The sequence below is a fragment of the Lysinibacillus sp. COL-1 genome (assembly GCF_059814265.1).
Genome location: NZ_JCAWSJ010000003.1, coordinates 626,523 through 644,406 on the forward strand (window position 1 = coordinate 626,523; position 17,884 = coordinate 644,406).

At 40.0% G+C, this 17,884-nt stretch carries 15 protein-coding genes; 12 read left to right on the plus strand and 3 right to left on the minus strand.

Annotation, left to right across the window (positions count from 1 at the left end; translation table 11 throughout):
• Positions 1-110: 110 nt before the first annotated feature.
• Both AC6BKE_RS07480 and AC6BKE_RS07485 read right to left on the minus strand, forming a co-directional pair.
• Positions 111-2,924 carry a beta strand repeat-containing protein gene (locus AC6BKE_RS07480; RefSeq protein ID WP_499856339.1) on the minus strand — a complete coding sequence of 938 codons (2,814 nt, stop codon included), beginning with the start codon at positions 2,922-2,924 and terminating at the stop codon, positions 111-113.
• Between the two features lie 169 nt (positions 2,925-3,093).
• Positions 3,094-4,179 carry a glycosyltransferase family 2 protein gene (locus tag AC6BKE_RS07485; protein WP_036128547.1) on the minus strand — a complete coding sequence of 362 codons (1,086 nt, stop codon included), beginning with the start codon at positions 4,177-4,179 and terminating at the stop codon, positions 3,094-3,096.
• A 183-nt stretch (positions 4,180-4,362) separates the two neighbouring features.
• Between AC6BKE_RS07485 and AC6BKE_RS07490 the strand changes: the two genes are divergently transcribed.
• The 6 genes from AC6BKE_RS07490 (at position 4,363) to AC6BKE_RS07515 (ending at position 10,943) form a co-directional block, all read left to right on the plus strand.
• Positions 4,363-5,331 (plus strand): YncE family protein, encoded by a 969-nt coding sequence (locus AC6BKE_RS07490; RefSeq protein WP_230593975.1) that lies wholly within the window; start codon positions 4,363-4,365, stop codon positions 5,329-5,331.
• Positions 5,331-6,014 (plus strand): response regulator transcription factor, encoded by a 684-nt coding sequence (locus AC6BKE_RS07495; protein ID WP_036128542.1) that lies wholly within the window; start codon positions 5,331-5,333, stop codon positions 6,012-6,014. Before AC6BKE_RS07490 ends, AC6BKE_RS07495 begins: the two co-directional genes overlap by 1 nt.
• Entirely contained in the window at positions 6,011-7,399 is a 1,389-nt protein-coding gene (locus AC6BKE_RS07500) for a sensor histidine kinase (RefSeq protein ID WP_036128540.1), read from the plus strand. The genes AC6BKE_RS07495 and AC6BKE_RS07500 overlap by 4 nt, the downstream gene beginning before the upstream one ends.
• Positions 7,400-7,402: 3 nt before the next feature.
• Complete coding sequence (locus AC6BKE_RS07505; RefSeq protein ID WP_036128538.1) at positions 7,403-7,927, plus strand: FixH family protein; 525 nt, start codon at positions 7,403-7,405, stop codon at positions 7,925-7,927.
• A gap of 121 nt (positions 7,928-8,048) precedes the next feature.
• On the plus strand, positions 8,049-8,621 hold the full coding sequence (locus tag AC6BKE_RS07510; RefSeq protein ID WP_036128535.1) for a TetR/AcrR family transcriptional regulator: 573 nt from the start codon (positions 8,049-8,051) through the stop codon (positions 8,619-8,621).
• A 132-nt stretch (positions 8,622-8,753) separates the two neighbouring features.
• Positions 8,754-10,943 (plus strand): YhgE/Pip domain-containing protein, encoded by a 2,190-nt coding sequence (locus AC6BKE_RS07515; protein ID WP_271910910.1) that lies wholly within the window; start codon positions 8,754-8,756, stop codon positions 10,941-10,943.
• Positions 10,944-11,599: 656 nt separating this feature from the next.
• On the opposite strand, the gene yhfH is transcribed toward AC6BKE_RS07515, so the two are convergent.
• Positions 11,600-11,725: a protein YhfH gene (gene yhfH / locus AC6BKE_RS07520; protein ID WP_004230455.1), complete on the minus strand. Its 126-nt coding sequence runs from the start codon at positions 11,723-11,725 to the stop codon at positions 11,600-11,602.
• 144 nt (positions 11,726-11,869) lie between these two features.
• Here yhfH and lplA point away from each other — a divergent pair, with 144 nt between their 5' ends.
• The 6 genes from lplA (at position 11,870) to AC6BKE_RS07550 (ending at position 17,782) form a co-directional block, all read left to right on the plus strand.
• Positions 11,870-12,862: a lipoate--protein ligase gene (lplA, locus tag AC6BKE_RS07525; protein WP_036128038.1), complete on the plus strand. Its 993-nt coding sequence runs from the start codon at positions 11,870-11,872 to the stop codon at positions 12,860-12,862.
• Between the two features lie 100 nt (positions 12,863-12,962).
• Positions 12,963-13,667: a response regulator transcription factor gene (locus AC6BKE_RS07530; RefSeq protein WP_036128035.1), complete on the plus strand. Its 705-nt coding sequence runs from the start codon at positions 12,963-12,965 to the stop codon at positions 13,665-13,667.
• Entirely contained in the window at positions 13,667-14,650 is a 984-nt protein-coding gene (locus AC6BKE_RS07535) for a sensor histidine kinase (RefSeq protein ID WP_036128032.1), read from the plus strand. The genes AC6BKE_RS07530 and AC6BKE_RS07535 overlap by 1 nt, the downstream gene beginning before the upstream one ends.
• 11 nt (positions 14,651-14,661) lie before the next feature.
• On the plus strand, positions 14,662-15,087 hold the full coding sequence (locus tag AC6BKE_RS07540) for a hypothetical protein (protein ID WP_499856343.1): 426 nt from the start codon (positions 14,662-14,664) through the stop codon (positions 15,085-15,087).
• A gap of 12 nt (positions 15,088-15,099) precedes the next feature.
• Positions 15,100-15,876 (plus strand): ABC transporter ATP-binding protein, encoded by a 777-nt coding sequence (locus AC6BKE_RS07545; RefSeq protein ID WP_036128027.1) that lies wholly within the window; start codon positions 15,100-15,102, stop codon positions 15,874-15,876.
• A complete protein-coding gene (locus tag AC6BKE_RS07550) occupies positions 15,848-17,782 on the plus strand; it encodes an FtsX-like permease family protein (protein WP_036128024.1) in 1,935 nt (644 codons plus the stop codon). Before AC6BKE_RS07545 ends, AC6BKE_RS07550 begins: the two co-directional genes overlap by 29 nt.
• The last annotated feature ends 102 nt before the right edge of the window (positions 17,783-17,884 follow it).

Genomic DNA, 17,884 nt, shown 5'->3' on the forward strand with positions numbered 1-17,884 from the left:
ATGCATAACAAATGTTTGTGCTATTTTTTGTTTTTTGAAAAAGAAAAAGCAAACCACGATTTCGTAGTTTGCTTTTTCCACTTGCTTCAAATAGTGATGACCATCTAAATCTAAGAAATTCGATGACATGACCAAACGATACCACCAGAGTTAGCACCACCTAGTGTAAGACCGATTGTCAAACCATTGGCTTCATAGAACAGATCGATAGTGTCTCCAGCGTTTAATTGTACTTCTCCTGCCAAAGTTACCGTTCCATTTCCAAGAACCGCACGCAATGTTAATATGAGCGCGACGTTTACGTTTAATACAGGGAATAAGCCACTGATTAAATTCGTAGTAGTATTTTGTCGTATTGCAAATGAAGGGTTTATTCCACCCCCTAAAGTGACACTAATAGCCGCTGTAGTAGAGTAGTTAATGGTCGCTTCAAAGGAATATCTACCTGTAGTTGGTACAGTGAATATTCCAGTTGTTGGATTGAAAGCAGGCGTTGTAAAGTAAGGTGATGCTACACTCCAGTTAGTGATGGAGGTAGAAGCATTAACAGCTAAAGTATTTTTAAATGCAGAGAATCCTTCTGTAAACGCTGGTCCAGTAGTTCCAGTAACCCCAGTAGGTCCGGTAACCCCAGTAGCTCCAGTAACCCCAGTAGGTCCGGTAACCCCAGTAGGTCCGGTAACCCCAGTAACGCCAGTAACGCCCGTAGCTCCGGTAACCCCAGTAACACCAGTAGGTCCAGTTACACCGGTAGGTCCAATATCTCCAGTAGCTCCAGTAGGTCCAGTAACGCCAGCAGTACCAGTAGCGCCTGTAACCCCGGTAGGCCCGATATCTCCAGTAGGCCCTGTAACCCCAGTAGCTCCAGTAACCCCAGTAGGCCCGATATCCCCAGTAGCTCCAGTTATACCAGTAGGCCCGATATCCCCAGTAGCTCCAGTTATACCAGTAGGTCCGACATCCCCAGTAGCGCCAGTAACCCCAGTAGGCCCGATATCCCCAGTAGCGCCGGTAACCCCGGTAGGTCCGATATCCCCAGTAGAGCCAGTAACCCCAGTAGGCCCGATATCCCCAGTAGCTCCAGTTATACCAGTAGGCCCGATATCCCCAGTAGCGCCAGTAACGCCCGTAGCTCCGGTAACGCCAGTAGAGCCAGTAACGCCAGTAGAACCAGTAACGCCAGTAGGTCCGATATCCCCAGTAGCGCCAGTAGCACCAGTAGGTCCAGTAACACCAGTAACGCCAGTAGCGCCCGTAGTGCCAGTAACCCCAGTAACCCCAGTAACCCCAGTAACGCCCGTAGCTCCGGTAACCCCAGTAGCTCCAGTAACACCAGTAGCACCAGTAGGTCCAGTTACACCGGTAGGTCCAATATCTCCAGTAGCACCAGTAGGTCCAGTAACGCCAGCAGTACCAGTAGCGCCGGTAACCCCGGTAGGCCCGATATCTCCAGTAGGCCCTGTAACCCCAGTAGCGCCGGTAACCCCGGTAGGTCCGATATCTCCAGTAGGCCCTGTAACCCCAGTAGAGCCAGTAACCCCGGTAGGTCCGACATCCCCAGTAGCACCAGTAACCCCGGTAGGTCCAATATCCCCAGTAGAGCCAGTAACCCCAGTAGCACCAGTAACGCCAGTAGGCCCGATATCCCCAGTAGCTCCAGTTATACCAGTAGGCCCGATATCCCCAGTAGGTCCAGTAACCCCGGTAGGTCCGATATCCCCAGTAGCACCAGTAGGTCCAGTAACCCCGGTAGGTCCGATATCCCCAGTAGCACCAGTAGGTCCAGTAATCCCGGTAGGTCCGATATCCCCAGTAGCACCAGTAGGTCCAGTAACCCCGGTAGGTCCGATATCTCCAGTAGAGCCAGTAGCCCCAGTAATGCCCGTAGCTCCGGTAACGCCAGTAGAGCCAGTAGAGCCAGTAGCTCCAGTTATACCAGTAGGTCCGATATCCCCAGTAGAGCCGGTAACCCCGGTAGGTCCGACATCTCCAGTAGGCCCGGTAACCCCAGTAGAACCAGTAACGCCAGTAGGGCCAGCAGTACCAGTAACCCCGGTAGGCCCGGTAACGCCAGTAGAGCCAGTAACCCCAGTAACCCCAGTAACCCCAGTAACCCCAGTAACCCCGGTAGGTCCGATATCTCCAGTAGAGCCAGTAATGCCCGTAGCTCCGGTCACCCCAGTAGCCCCGGTAACGCCAGTAGCCCCGGTAACGCCAGTAGAGCCAGTAACCCCGGTAGGCCCGATATCTCCAGTAGGGCCAGTAACCCCAGTAGAACCAGTAACGCCAGTAGAGCCAGTAATGCCCGTAGTTCCAGTAGGTCCAACATCTCCAGTAGGGCCAGTAACTCCAGTAGCACCCGTAACACCAGTAGATCCAATATCCCCAGTAGCCCCAGTAACCCCGGTAGGCCCGGTAACGCCAGTAACCCCGGTAGGCCCGATATCTCCAGTAGAGCCGGTAACGCCAGTAGCCCCAGTAACGCCAGTAGCCCCAGTAACCCCAGTAACGCCAGTAGCCCCAGTAACCCCAGTAACCCCAGTAACGCCAGTAGCCCCGGTAGGCCCGGTAACGCCAGTAACCCCGGTAGGCCCGATATCTCCAGTAGAGCCGGTAACGCCAGTAGCCCCAGTAGCCCCAGTAACCCCAGTAACCCCGGTAGGTCCGATATCTCCAGTAGCGCCAGTAGCCCCAGTAACGCCAGTAGCCCCAGTAGCGCCAGTAGCCCCAGTAACGCCAGTAGCCCCGGTAACGCCAGTAGGGCCAGTAACCCCAGTACTACCTGTAGGTCCAGTTATCCCCCCAGTAGGTCCTGTAGGTTTTACAGGCCAAATTGGACAACTGGGAATAGGTCCAGTTTTGCAACAACAAGGGTAGGAATGACACTTAGTGCAAACTCTATCTATAAATTTTCCAAAATGCATAATCTCACCTCCTCTCTCAAATATCGTATTCTGCACAATGATAGAGGAGGTAGACACATATCTACTTATTAAAGTTATTTATAGATTCGTTGCAACTACGCTTAAAATAGTAGAAGGTTTTCTATATCGATAGGGGCTAAATCCTTTTTATTTAGTTATTGATATTTTTCTAAGAGTCATTTTGATCGATTGTTAAAATACGATTGAAATATTCTTTATTGTGTAAAATTTTTGGATCATTTGGAATGAAGGAGCTGGCTAGCTCATTATGGGTATTTGCTAGTTCGTATTGCTGTAAACGGTCGAAAAGTACGCACAGCTGCAAGTGTGGGAGCCATGTTGAAAAGCTTTTATTTTGAAAAGGAGCGTTTGGATTTTGTTTAATTACCAGTGCTTGTTCGTACCAAAAAATAGCTTCGTAATTCCTGAATTGTTCCATGAAGTGGTAGCCAAGGCGACAGCAGGCTTCGGGGCGGGGGACATCGTATTCAAAGCTTCGTAAAATAGCACTGAAGTTGTTTTCTCTATCGTCTAAATTGGAATAGCAATCTGCTAATTTAAAACAGGCGCGAATATTATCTTCTACCCAGCCTAACTTTGAGGTTAAAAATAATTCGTAATAGTAAATGGCATCCTCAAACTGACCATGATCTAGTAATTCATTAGCAAAATAAAATGTATCTCGCGGTGTTAGTGTTTCTCCTGCTTCAATAAGTTGCTTATAAATCGTAATATTACGTGAGTGATCATGTGTTAATGGTAAATGGCTAACGGCTATATCACTATCAAATAGCACGCCCCCTACTTCTAAATATTCATGAACTGCACCGATCCATTGAAAATGCTTTTCTCTTTTTACAAGGCGATATCTCCTTATTAAGGCGTCCACATTTCCCTCATGATCATAGCTTAGATGATAATTCATGGACACGGCATCTATATCAGAGGTTAGAGAGGCTTTGAGCGACTTCAATTTTTCTTGATCTTCCTCTAAAAAAACATCATCTGCGTCTAGCCAGAGGATGTATTGCTTTGTTGCTTGTTGAAAGGAAAAGTTTCGTGCCGCTGCAAAATGATGTATCCATTTAAAATCAAAAATTCGGTCTGTAAATTGTGCAACCACTTGTTTTGTACTATCGGTTGAACCGGTGTCAATAATATTAATTTCATCCACTATATCTTTGACGGACTCAAGACATCGACCAATAACATCTTCTTCATTTTTTACAATCATACATAAGCTAATGGAAATCACGCTATATTCCTCCTTACCAGTATCTTTGTAGTATATGTAACGCTGACAGTATGGGTTGGATGATTGAACTGAGAGGAGGTTCGTGAGTTTGAAATGTGAAAAGTATTTTTATGGTTTGTCATAAATTTACCTTCCAAGTTTCACCCGAATTTCACAATTGTGAAGTATAGTAAAGGGGCAGAGGTGATAAAGTTGAAAAAATGGGCATTCTTCATTTTTTCGTTACTACAAATTATATGGTTAGCAGGTTGTACTGAAAAATCATATGAACCCATTGAAAGGGATCGGAATTTTATAGCTTCGTTAAACATACAAGAACCATCATTAGATTTTATTGATGAAGATGGCAATGTATTTGCTACTTGGTCATTTGATAAAGCTTATTCTGGGGCAATACTGTTAGGGAATGACCAAATCTTATTGTATGGACACCAATTAAATAATATCGACGTCTATACATTATCGACCGGAGAAAAGCGCTATTCCAAAAAAGTAGAGATCGGTACAACGAATGTGTACTATGATGACAACATTAAGCAATTTTTTATAACGAATAGTAAAACGAATACGGTGACAAGCTTTGATCAAAAGGGAGATGAACTAGTCAGACAACAACTTGGCAATTATCCTATGTCAATGGCATCGTATAAAGATAAACTGTATGTTATTAATTTTAAAGATACAAAATTATCAGTGTTAAACATGAAGGATTTGACCATTGAACAAGAGTGGCCAATTCAAAAATCCGCACATGGCATAGCTATTTTAGAAGAGACACATGAGCTATGGGTAGGTGGGCATGGGGAAGGAAGTAAGCCCAACAGCTCCGTTAAAAAATATGATTTGACTACTGGCCATCTGAACGGAGAGATTGATATGCCTTTAATGCCAGTAGGGTTAAAAAAGACCAAGGATGCCGTTCTTGTTGTAAGTCATGGTCACAATGAGTTGTATGTTGCTGATTTTGATGGCCATATTAAATGGCACCAAGAGGTTGGTGCAAATCCCTTTGTAGTGAACCAGTTTAAAGACTATATTGTTGTCGCTGGTTATGACGATCACACATTGTACTTTATAAAGGGTGATCAGAAGGAAAAAACAGTTGATGTAGGGAAAGGTGCTTTTCAACTGTTAGTAAGGGAGGAACAATGATGACAACTGTGTTAATAGTTGATGATGAGCAGGATATGCGTAATTTAATTGAGATGATGCTAAATAATTCGGATATAGAGACATTTACTGCCGCAAGTGGTACTGAGGCTTATGATGTGATAGTACGTGAAAATATTGATTTAGTATTACTTGATGTGATGATGCCCCATGAAGATGGCTTTGTCGTTTGTCAAAGTATTCGTGCTATGTCCAATGTACCGATTATTTTCCTGACAGCACGTGATGCCAATGAGGACAAGGTGAAAGGTCTTACACTTGGTGGAGATGACTATATTGTTAAGCCTTTTACACATGACGAACTAGTGGCGAGAATTTATGCTGTATTAAGAAGAAGCGGCGCGAATATTACAGAGCTACAGCAAAAGTACGTGATTATTGGTCCTATTAAAATAGACGAAATTGCACGTAAAGTATCTGTTGATGGAAAGAGTATTCCGCTTACCTTAAAGGAATTTGAGCTATTGCACTTATTTATGAAAAATCCGGGAAATGCCTATACGAGAGAGCAATTACTAGAGCGCATTTGGGATATTGATTATGTAGGTGGCACACGCACGGTCGATACACATATTAAAACTTTACGAATTAAGCTTGGAAAGGATGCGGCTGCGCATATTCAAACCGTTTGGGGAGTGGGCTATCGCTTTGATCCTGGCGAATGAAAAAGATTGCCACTCGCATTTGGTTGTTAATTTTTGCATTTTTAATCATTACCGTTGTCTTTATGTATGTTCTCACAAACTTTTTGTATCAACGTTTATATGTACAAGATACAGAAGAGACAATGGTCGAAGTTGGCTTGAAGCTACAGACCATGTATGACAATGGGAAGGTGACGGATGAATTTATTGCAGATATTGAACAATTTAATGATTACTCAAATTTAAATATATTTGCGGTAAGGAATCCACGTGAGTTAAGTGCCTGTGTTCCATTTGATATAGATTATGAGACCCTGATTGGCCCTGAGGAAAGACAGAAATTATTAGCAGGAAAATATGTGCAAAAAATTGGATATGAGCCACGGTTTGATCGACAACTTATTTCCGTAGTTATACCGCTCGTTGATCAAAATCGATTAGAGGGTATCATTTATATTTATTTCCCATTAGCCAAAATTAGTGAGTTAGCTAATAGTGGCGTGATTTTGTTGTTTATTAGTGCTTTCATATTTTTAGTAGTGGCTAGCTATTTGATTTATAAAGGTATCCGGCACATTATGCGACCATTAAACGATTTACAACTTGCAGTGGAACAGATGTCCTATGGGAATTATGAGACACGTGTGCCTGTCAATTCACGAGATGAAATTGGTAAATTATCTAGTACCTTTAATAAAATGGCAGAGGCCATTCAGCAGGAGGATGAAGCACAAAAAACGTTTCTAGCAACCGTTTCGCATGAATTACGCACACCTATAAGCTATGTAAAAGGCTATAGCGAGGCTATGCAAAATGGCATCATTACAGAAAGTCAAAAAGAAGATACCATACAGTTGATCGTCCGTGAGGCGAATCGAATGGAGCGGTTAACAAACGAATTACTTCAACTGGCAAGAACAGAAAATGAACAAACCAATTTAGTTTTATACCCTATTCCACTAGGGGAGACATTGCGAGAGGTTCAAAAAATCCTAACGCATCAAGCAGATAAAAAGAACATAACATTACATGTAGATGTAGATGATGCGCTCATTATTGAAGCGGATGAAGTAAAGCTAAAGCAAATCTTTATTAATATTATTGAAAATGCAATTAATTACTCGTATGAAAATTCTAAGGTGGAAATTGTTGCTGTTGAAAAGACTGGCAGTGCACAAATTACAATCAAGGATTATGGAATCGGTATTCCATCCGAGGATTTATCACATGTCACAGAGCGATTTTATCGTGTTAACAAAGCACGGAGTCGTGCAGACGGTGGTAGTGGATTAGGGTTATCCATTGTTGAACAGTTATTAAAGCAGTTACAGGGATCGTTAGAAATTGAAAGTGTTGTTGAAAAAGGCACAACCGTTAAAATCCGGTTGCCATTAATGGAGGATTAAAAGATGAAAAAGTGGTTATTCGCGCTAATTGCAGTGCCTACATTATTAGTAGGATGTGGAGAAAAAAAAGAGGCTTTACCAGAACCAGTTGTACCTCAAATTCCAGAGGTAGAGATTTTAACACCAAAAGAGGTAGTACTCAATGAAACAATTGAGCTGGCGGCACACGTTGAACAAGGTGGAGAAAACGTTGATGATGCTGTAGTAGAATTCGAAGTTTGGGAATCAGGGAAACGTGATGAAGGACAAATGATTGATGGGAAATTAGAAAAAGACGGCGTCTATAAAGCAACGACTACATTCGATCATGACGGTGTTTACTATATGTATGCACATACTACAGCTAATGGTGTTCATAATATGCCAAAGCAGCAAATTATTGCTGGTAGCCCAGATATGACACAGGTTTTACCAGAGGATGAGAAATCTAATAACAGCATGGATAACAATATGATGAATCATGGTAATGGTACGTCAAATGATGCTGATCATGATGACGAAGAAAAAGATGAAAAAAATCATCATTAAATGCTTGCATTTTTTTTAAAATAGGAATATGATAATGACCAGATGACCGAAATGGTTTTTTGGTCATTTTTATTGAAGTGTACATTAGAGGTACATAACCTAACAAGAAAGGATGTTACTAATGGATCGTAGGCAGGAAATTCTTGAAGCAGCTGCAAAATCTTTTACATTGTTTGGCTACAAAGCAACAACGATGGAGCAAGTGGCGAAAATCGCTAATGTCGGTAAAGGTACGATTTATACATTCTTTGCAAATAAAGAAATTTTATTTCAAGAGATTGCTATGTCACTTGTACGAGAGATGAAGGCGGAAGCAGATGCAGTGTTGGATGCATCAGCAAGCTTTATGGATAATGCGCATAATGCTTTAATGAAAATGCTACAGTTCCGTGAAAAACATCTTTTATTTGCAAAGCTAATCGAGGAAGAAAAAGAATTACGAACACCAGCTGTTAAACAGGTGCTACTTCGCATCGAAACAGAAATCTTATCGTATGTTTCAGAGTTAATACAGCGTCGTATTAAAAAAGGTGAAATTAGAGATTGCGATGCAGAACTGGTCGGTTACTTATTGTTAAAGGCATATCTTGCTTTTGTTGTCGATTGGCATGAGTTACACGGTGATGTAATCCCTGAAGAAAAGATTCTTAATCTTTTCAAGGAAACAATCTTTCGAGGTTTGATTCTAACTTGATTCGGTAAAAGACAGATCTAAAAGTGTCGAATCAAGTGTCTTTTTGCAAAATTGCCGAGGTTGACTATTTTTTTTGAATGAAAATGACCAAATGACGTTTTCGGTCAAATAGTTTAGGAGTGAGGATATTATATGATTAAAGCTGAGTGGCTGAAGATCTTTAAAACAAGAAAAATGCTTGTTTCAATCATTGCTGTATTATTTATTCCAGTAATGTATGCAGGTATGTTTTTATGGGCGTTTTGGGATCCTTATGCAGGGCTTCCTAATCTCCCAGTAGCTGTAGTTAATGAGGATACTGGTGCTGAGATGGATGGCGTTAAATTAGACTTGGGGGATACCTTAGTTGATAAATTGATAGATAGCGAACAATTTAACTTTATAGAGGTTTCAAAAGATGAAGCTGAAAAAGGCTTAAATAGTCGTGATTATTATATGATTTTAGAAATTCCAACAAATTTCTCTGAGCATGCTACAACATTATTAGATGACAAACCTTCGAAATTAGTGATGAACTACATTCCAAATGAAGGTCTTAACTTCCTTGGTGCTCAAATTGGTGAGACTGCAATGGATCGTGTCCGTGCTGAAGTAAATTCACAAGTATCAGCAACGTATGCTGAAAAATTATTTGATTCCATTGCAACACTTGGAGATGGCTTTACAGAGGCAGCTGATGGCTCGAATAAGTTAGATGAGGGTGCACAAAAAGTAGCAAATGGTGCAAAAGATTTAAAAGGCTATCTAGAGCAATTAGCTTCAAGCACAGTTGAACTGTCGAATGGGACAGATAAACTGACAAAAGGTGCTGGAGATGCTGCGAAAGGTGCGAATGATTTATCAAGCGGTTTAGTCAAACTACAAGATGGTACTGTCCAATTACAACAAGGTGCACAGCAAGCAGCAAATGGTGCAACTAGTCTTGAACAAGGGTTATCACAATATACTCAAGGTGTTGCAAAAGTTGGGGCAGGTTTAAACACTTTAAACGATAAACAACAACAAATTAGTGCAGGCGCAGCTTCTATTGCTGAAAATGCAGGTGCATTAAATGGTGCAGCCAACCAATTAACAGCTGGTTCTGCGAAAGTGGAGGCAGGCATTACAGCCTTATCTAGCCAATTACAAACGATGATGGCTTCAATGCCTGAGGAACAAGCAGCAGGATTAAAGCAAACATTAGCAGAGCTGCAAGCTGGTAGTGCTAGCGTGCATAACGGCTTAACATCTTTATCTGCTGGTACAGAAAAATTACAGGCTGGTGCTAATCAAGTAAGCTCTGGTGCAAGTCAAATTGCAGCAGGTCAGGCAGAAGTATTAGCTGGTGCAAACGCATTAACGGCTAAAAGCAATGCTTTAATGGAAGGTGCAAAAGGTCTACAAGCAGGTAATGCGACATTAGCTGCAAAATTAGGTGAACTACATGCAGGTGTGAATACAGCTGTAACAGGTTCAAAAACATTAGCATCTGGATTAAATGAATTAGCAAATGGTACAACAACATTAAATCAAGGTACTTCTACGCTTGCTTCGAAATCTGGTGAGCTAGCACAAGGTTCCGCAACACTTGCAGATGGTTCTACAGAGCTTGCAGATGGTACGACAACGTTATCTAGCAAATTAGGTGAGGCTAGTGAAAAAGCAAATGAGGTCAAAGCAAATCAAGACACATATGATATGGTAGGTAGTCCAGTAGAGGTTGAAAAAGAGTCTGTAAACCATGTTCCAAACTATGGTACAGGTTTTGCACCGTACTTTATTTCTCTTGGCTTATTCGTAGGGGCATTATTAATTTCGATTGTGTTCCCATTTGTTGAACCAGCTATCCGACCAAAAAATGGTGCAGCTTGGTTTACAAGTAAAGTGACTGTATTAGCCGTTGTAGGTTTAGTGCAAACATTACTAACAGTAGGTATTGTAAAATGGGGTCTAGGACTTGAAGTAAATAACATGGGCTACTTTATCATAACGGCATTATTAACAAGCTATGTATTTTTAGCCTTAATTCAAATGCTTGTTTCGATCTTTGGTGATCCAGGACGTTTCATCGCAATTGTTGTGTTAATTTTACAATTAACAACAAGTGCAGGTACGTTCCCACTAGAATTAATTCCATCACCATTACAAGTATTTAACAAGCTTTTACCAATGACATATACGGTTCAAGCATTTAAATCAAGTATTTCAACTGGCGATATGACATTCTTAATGCAAAACTATGGTGTTCTAGCTGGATTCTTAGTAGCATTCTTAGCCATTACATTCGGTTACTTCATGCTACTTCACAATAAACGTTACTCTAAAGTAGCAGAAGAAAACTAATAATACACTTGAAGCACTCATCGACTATTCGGTGAGTGCTTCTTTTGGTAAAAGGATATATAGGCAACTATTGGTTTTCTCTATGAATTGGCGTTTTCCTTGCACGCTAGCCCTATTGGAGTCGCCACTAAATGCACAATATCTCTCTATATAAATAAAAACAAAACCATCAATAGCATAGTTGTGAAAGGTGAAAATAGATTTCCGTTGGCTTTCCTGTGGGCGAGCTGCTTCCTCCGCTACCGCTCCGTTTAGAGGCTCGCCTGTCTCGCTATCCCACGGGAGTCAAGTAGCCTTCCACGCCAATCTATAAAAATGTTAACTTTTTAGCAAAGGTTCAAGGGAAGATGTTCACTACTCATTTTATAGAGGGGTGTTGTCACTCAGCACATCTCCACATGCTTGATTGGAGCGAACGCAGTGAGTGAAGCAGCTCATCGGACGCCCCCTGAAAAGGACGCTGACGGACGGAAAGTAATCCCTCGCTTGACACCACCTTTTTTCAATAACATAAAACAACAGCTGATATGAGCGTATCAGCTGTTGTTTTTGTAAGTGTAAGAGATTTAATTAAGGGTTCATCAAAATGTGATGAAGTGTGTCATGATTGCTACGTGTGGGGCACGTATATGACAAATTACAGTATAGGCAAATGCTTATAGGTGGTTACATTTTTCACAAGTGTTGCTGTAGCATTCGCTTTGTTCTTCCATTTTTTCACCGCACTCAGTACATTGCTTTGCAGGTAAATTCTTGAAAAATTCAACTACGTTTTCTAACATTGTGGACTCCTCCTTTAAGTTCATCTGTACTATTACTGTTTTGATATTTCCTAGTGTATTATAACAGATGCTTTTCGTCAACACAAAATGCCTAATTTACGTTAAAATAAATATGGATAATTTGTGAAGGAGGAAACGTGAACTATGATTTTCGTTGATAATAAAGGGATCCATGATCCACGTATTAACCTTGCTATTGAGGAGTATTTATTAAAAACAATGGACGTTGAGAAAGAGCCAGTGCTTCTTTTTTATATTAACCAACCGTCCATTATTATCGGTAAAAATCAAAATACAGTTGAAGAAATTAATACAGACTACGTAGAGGACAATGGCATTATTGTTGTGCGTCGTTTATCAGGTGGTGGTGCTGTCTATCATGATTTAGGGAATCTTAACTTCAGCTTTATTACAAATGATGATGGTAATAGCTTTATGAATTATAAAAAATTCACACAGCCAGTAGTAGATGCTCTAGCTAAAATGGGTGTCAATGCTGAGCTTTCAGGGCGTAATGATATTCTAGCAGAAGGGCGAAAGGTTTCTGGAAATGCTCAGTTCTCTACAAAAGGACGTATGTTCAGTCACGGCACATTAATGTTTGATACAGAAATTGATGCAGTAGTGTCAGCTTTGAAAGTCAAAAAAGATAAGATTGAATCAAAAGGTATCAAATCCATCCGTTCACGAGTAGCAAATATTTCGGAGTTTTTAAAAGAACAAATGACAGTAGAAGAATTCCGTCTTGAAGTTTTGAAATCCATTTTCGGTGGGGAAGAAAATATTCGCTATTATGAGTTAACAGAGGAAGATTGGGCAAATATACACAAGTTATCCGCAGAGCGTTATCAAACATGGGAGTGGAATTTTGGGAAATCACCACGCTTTAATATTCAAAAAACACATCGTTTCCCAACAGGTGGCATTGATATCCGCCTAGAAGTTAATCATGGTGTGATTGAAGAGGCACATATTTTTGGTGACTTCTTTGGTGTAGGGGATATGGCTGATATAGAACAGCTTTTAGTTGGGACAAACTATGATAGAGCTGCCATTGCTAAGGCATTAGCAGATATCGATATTCCTACATATTTTGGTGGAATTTCAACTGAGGACTTTTTACAATTAATTTATTAAGGAAAATACGGTTTCGTGTAATGTTTTAGCCTAAAGGTTCGCTGACAATTATGTCGTCGAACCTTTTTTTGATACAATATAGAAAGAAAGGAGTGTTGATATGGAAAAGCATCGAATATTCATAGTAGAAGATGATGTCAAGATTGCATCATTACTAGCGGAAACGCTTAGAAAATATCAATACGAAGTTGCAACAATTCAAGAATTTGATCATCTCATCGAAGAATTTACAGCATTTAATCCACATATGGTGCTGCTTGATATAAACTTACCTGCTTATGACGGCTATTATTGGTGTCGCCAGCTACGCCAGCTTACAACATGCCCGATTATTTTCATTTCTGCTCGCTCTGGAGAAATGGACCAAATTTTTGCGCTTGAAAATGGGGGCGACGATTTCATTACCAAGCCATTTAACTATGAAATTGTTTTGGCTAAAATCCGTAGTCATCTACGCCGTACATATGGTGAGTATGCAGCAAGGCAAGAGGAACGGACAATCAAGCAAGGACAGCTTGTACTTCATTTAGAAAGAATGGAGCTACATAAAAATGATTTAGAAATTCCACTTCAGAAAAAAGAATGCATCATTTTAGAGCTGCTTATGGGAAATGCACCGAAAGTCGTGACGCGTGAACAGCTACTAGAGGAACTCTGGGACGATCAGGCATTTGTCGATGAGAACACGTTGAATGTTAATATGACGCGCGTACGAAAAAAGTTAGCAGATTATCACATAGCATCAACAATTGAAACCGTACGTGGTGCGGGCTATCGGTTCATATTAAGCGCAGGTGAGCTATAGTGGGCTGGAAATTATTCTTACGTGACTATGCATCATTTATTGTGTTCCAGCTCTTATTAGTTGGCTTCATTATGGTCATTTATATGCTAGATGGCTTTCGAAATATTGATACGGCTATTTATTCCTTCTGTATTAGCCTTGTCCTATTAGCTTCATTTTTACTTGTGCGTTATTTAATGCGCCAACGTTATTTGATGAAAATCACTCATCTCCCAACAGCAATGGAGGATGTGCTACAAAAAAACGCAAAAACGCCAGAAGCTATGCAAACCGAAAAGTACATGCACGAGTTGTATCGCCTTTATCAGCATGAGCTGCATGCGCTATATGCAAGTCAAAAAAGACATGATCAGTTTATGAACCAATGGGTGCATCAAATGAAAACACCTATTTCAGTCATTGAATTATTATTACAGGATGACCGACCTCTTGATAAAAAGAACGTACAGGAGGAAATTGATCGTTTACGTAGAGGCTTGGACATGGTGCTTGTTAATGCACGTTTAGAAAATTTTGAGGATGATATGCAAGTGGAACAGGTTGCGTTGAAAGCAATTGTCACTGCAACTGTTAATGAAAATAAACGTTTATTTATTACGAAAAGAGTTTTCCCAGAAATTCATATTGAGGATGATCTTATTGTTGCCAGTGATTCGAAATGGCTTCGCTTCATTCTTGGCCAATTTATTACAAATGCGGTGAAATACACGTTTGAAAGCAATAAAAAAATTGTGATTTCTGCCATTGAAAAGGATGACTATGTACAGCTAGCCATTTGCGATGAGGGAATTGGGATTCCAGCTTCCGATCTTTCACGTGTTACGAAAGCCTTTTTTACTGGTGAAAATGGGCGGAAAACAGGGGAATCTACTGGGATGGGCCTTTATTTAGCCAAAGAAATCTGTGAAAAGCTAGGACATGAATTGGCTATTACATCAGAGGTAGGAAAAGGGACAATTGTGACAGTGACATTTACAAATTAGGGGGCGCTAGGATGGGAGAAGTACGTATAGAAGATTGGGTATTAACTATTGATAAGGAGAAAACAAAAGCTCTTTATATGACACAAATGCAAGAGGGGGATCATTTTGCCTATCAAAATTTCTTGAAGGCAAATGAGAGGCTCGATGAAGAACTATTGCATTTTTCAAATAAGCTTGGGTTAAACTTACAGCAACCTACATTATTGAATGCATTTCCTCTCGAAGGTCAACAGATGATGTACAGTGGGTATTATACTGTGTGCGGTGAGATCCTAGAGGGAGAAATAGATGCTTGGGATGTGATTGTTGGGGAGCATTGCTTTAGTTTAGTAGAGGAAGAGTCCGTTCTGACATTAACAGAGCCTCATTTTCAAATCGGCTTTGAGGTCGTATTACAGTGGCTTTTACCACAATCCTTAGAATTAATGAAGAAATAAGGTGAATGACGTATGCCTATTTTACAAATTAAAGATGTGACAAAAGTATATGAAGGTAAAGTGACACATAGGGCATTAAATCAGTTGAGCTTTGATGTAGAAGAAGGGGAGTTTTTAGCTGTTATGGGACCTTCCGGAAGTGGCAAAACGACCTTGCTGAATATTATCTCGACAATTGATGAGCCTACTAGCGGTGAAATCATACTGGATGGCATGAATCCACATAAATTAAATGCAACTGAGCTTGCTTACTTCAGAAGAAGACAGCTCGGTTTTGTGTTTCAGGATTTCAATCTTTTGCACATGCTAACGGTCGAGGAAAATATCGTGCTGCCACTAACATTAGACCAACAGCCTTTAGAAGTAATGGAGGAACGTCTAGCTAGTATTGTAGAAAAGCTCGACTTAACTTCTTTCCTTCATAGACGTCCAAATGAAATATCTGGTGGACAGGCACAAAGAACGGCTATTGGTCGAGCACTTATCCATAATCCGAGTCTGATTTTAGCGGATGAGCCTACGGGTAATTTAGATTCGAATTCTTCACGTGATGTGCTCGAACTGCTAACAAAAGTCAATCAGGATAAACAAACGACGATTGTAATGGTCACACATGATCCGATTGCAGCTAGCTATTGTGATCGGGTGTTGTTCATTAAAGACGGTGAATTTTTCAATGAAATTTATCGAGATGATCGTCGTCAAATGTTTTTCCAACGTATATTAAATGTTTTGAGCTTACTAGGAGGAGGGCAAGTAGGTGACCTTTCGACAATTCGCTTACCGTAATGTCGTGCGGAACAGCCGGATATATGGTGCCTTTTTCATGGCAAGCTTTTTTTCTGTGGCTGTATTTTTTATCTATTCAATGCTAATGTTTCATCCTGATATTGAGCGCGGGATATTAGGAGAGGTATCACTTATCGGGATGGTGGGTGCTGAAATTGTTCTCGTCCTCTTTACATTATTCTTTTTGTATTATTCCATGAGTGCCTTTTTAGAGGCAAGATCACATGAATTCGCCATTTTATTGCATTTAGGAATGGAAAAGCGCCAGATGAATAGACTTGTCTTTTTAGAGACAATGATTATTGGGTCAGGCTCTATTATTGTAGGTATCGTGTTTGGCTTCTCGTTTTCAAAATTCTTTTTTATGATCGTACGAGAAATTTTGCATTTAGATGAGTTACCATTATATGTTTCCTGGCAGCCGTTTTTACTAACAATTGGTGTTTTTACAAGTGCGTTTGTCGTCATTTCATTTATTAGTGTGTATTTTACACGAGAGAGAAAATTACGAGATCTTATTAAAGGCAGTGATTATGTAAATAGCTTAACAACCTATTCCAAAATCCGAGCTATTTACGGTATTGCTTTAATTTTAACGACGTATATTTTAGCGTTTGTTGTAGGACATACGGCATTCATCTGGCTAACTTTATTAATACCATTTTCAGCAACATTCGGCACATATTATTTTTTCAGTGATTCCGTTCCGTGCTTTTTAGATTTAGCACGTGGAAAACGCAAGTTTCATTGGCAACGTTACCGTCTTCTCTCACTAGCTGAACAAACCCATATTATGATGGATAATGTGAAAATGTTTTTCGTTGTTACGATGGTATCAACACTTGCCTTTTTGTCTGTGGGCGTTTTAGCGACTATGTCCTCCTATACAACTCAATATGATCGCTTAAATCCATTAGGGCTGGTTTATAAAGGAGATGTGGATAATCCATTTGAGCGAGAGCATATCAATTCATTGCGACTGCAATTAGAGGAGAAAGGTTTATCTTATCAGCTGTCCCGTTTTATTGTAGTGAAGCAAACCTCTTCTTTCACTCGAAATGAAGTGGAGGTATTTCGAGAGTCCGATATGAATGTTTTGCTTTCTTCGTATAGTTATCCATTACTGAACCTGGGAGCTGGTGAGGCAGTATTTATCCCTTATTCAGAGGATTCGTTAAAAAAATTAAAAAATAGAATTGTGCACACCGTTTTAGAAGAGAATAATATTCCGATTACCATCGATAGTGTCTATCCAAAAATAGTGTTTCCAGGTTCAATTGTAAGTGTCAATTCAATTGTCATTAGTGATGAGGACTTCGCAAAGCTGATTCATCCGATCTCTGATCAAGATATTATTCAACCTAGTTATCATCTATTTACATTCGTTATACCACAATGGATGGAAACAAAAGATATCGGGAGGGCTATAGACCATCTAGAATCCAATTTATATTTTCTTAAAAAGGATAAATTTAGTCCATTTTACTTTGAAAATGCAGGATTAAATTATTCTTATATACTAGCTACCTACTCATTATTTACTTTAGTGGGTGTATTGGTTGCCACTGTATTTTTACTTGCGGCTGGGAGCTTTATCTATTTTAAATTGCATACATCACTTGAACGTGAAAAGCGTAAATTTGATGTGTTAAAGCGCATGGGCTTAACTGATGCGGAGCTGAAAAAGCTTGTTAATCGTCATTTATTTCCTCAATTCTTTTTGCCTTGGGGTGTTGCAATGATGCATAGTGCCTTTGCTTTTCTAATGGTACAAGGAATTTTGAGAGACATAGCAAATATTTCGATTGTAAAAGAAGTATTCTTTGCTTTTGGCTTCTTTGTGTTAATACAAGTAGTCTACTTTTATTTAATTCGTTGGCGTTACATCTCACATATCCGCTCATGATGTCTTTGTTTAAAAGAGAAAAAAATGAATTATTTAACGTAATTTATGACATGAAATAAAAAGATTCATTGTCTTTTAGATACATTTCTTATATAATATTAC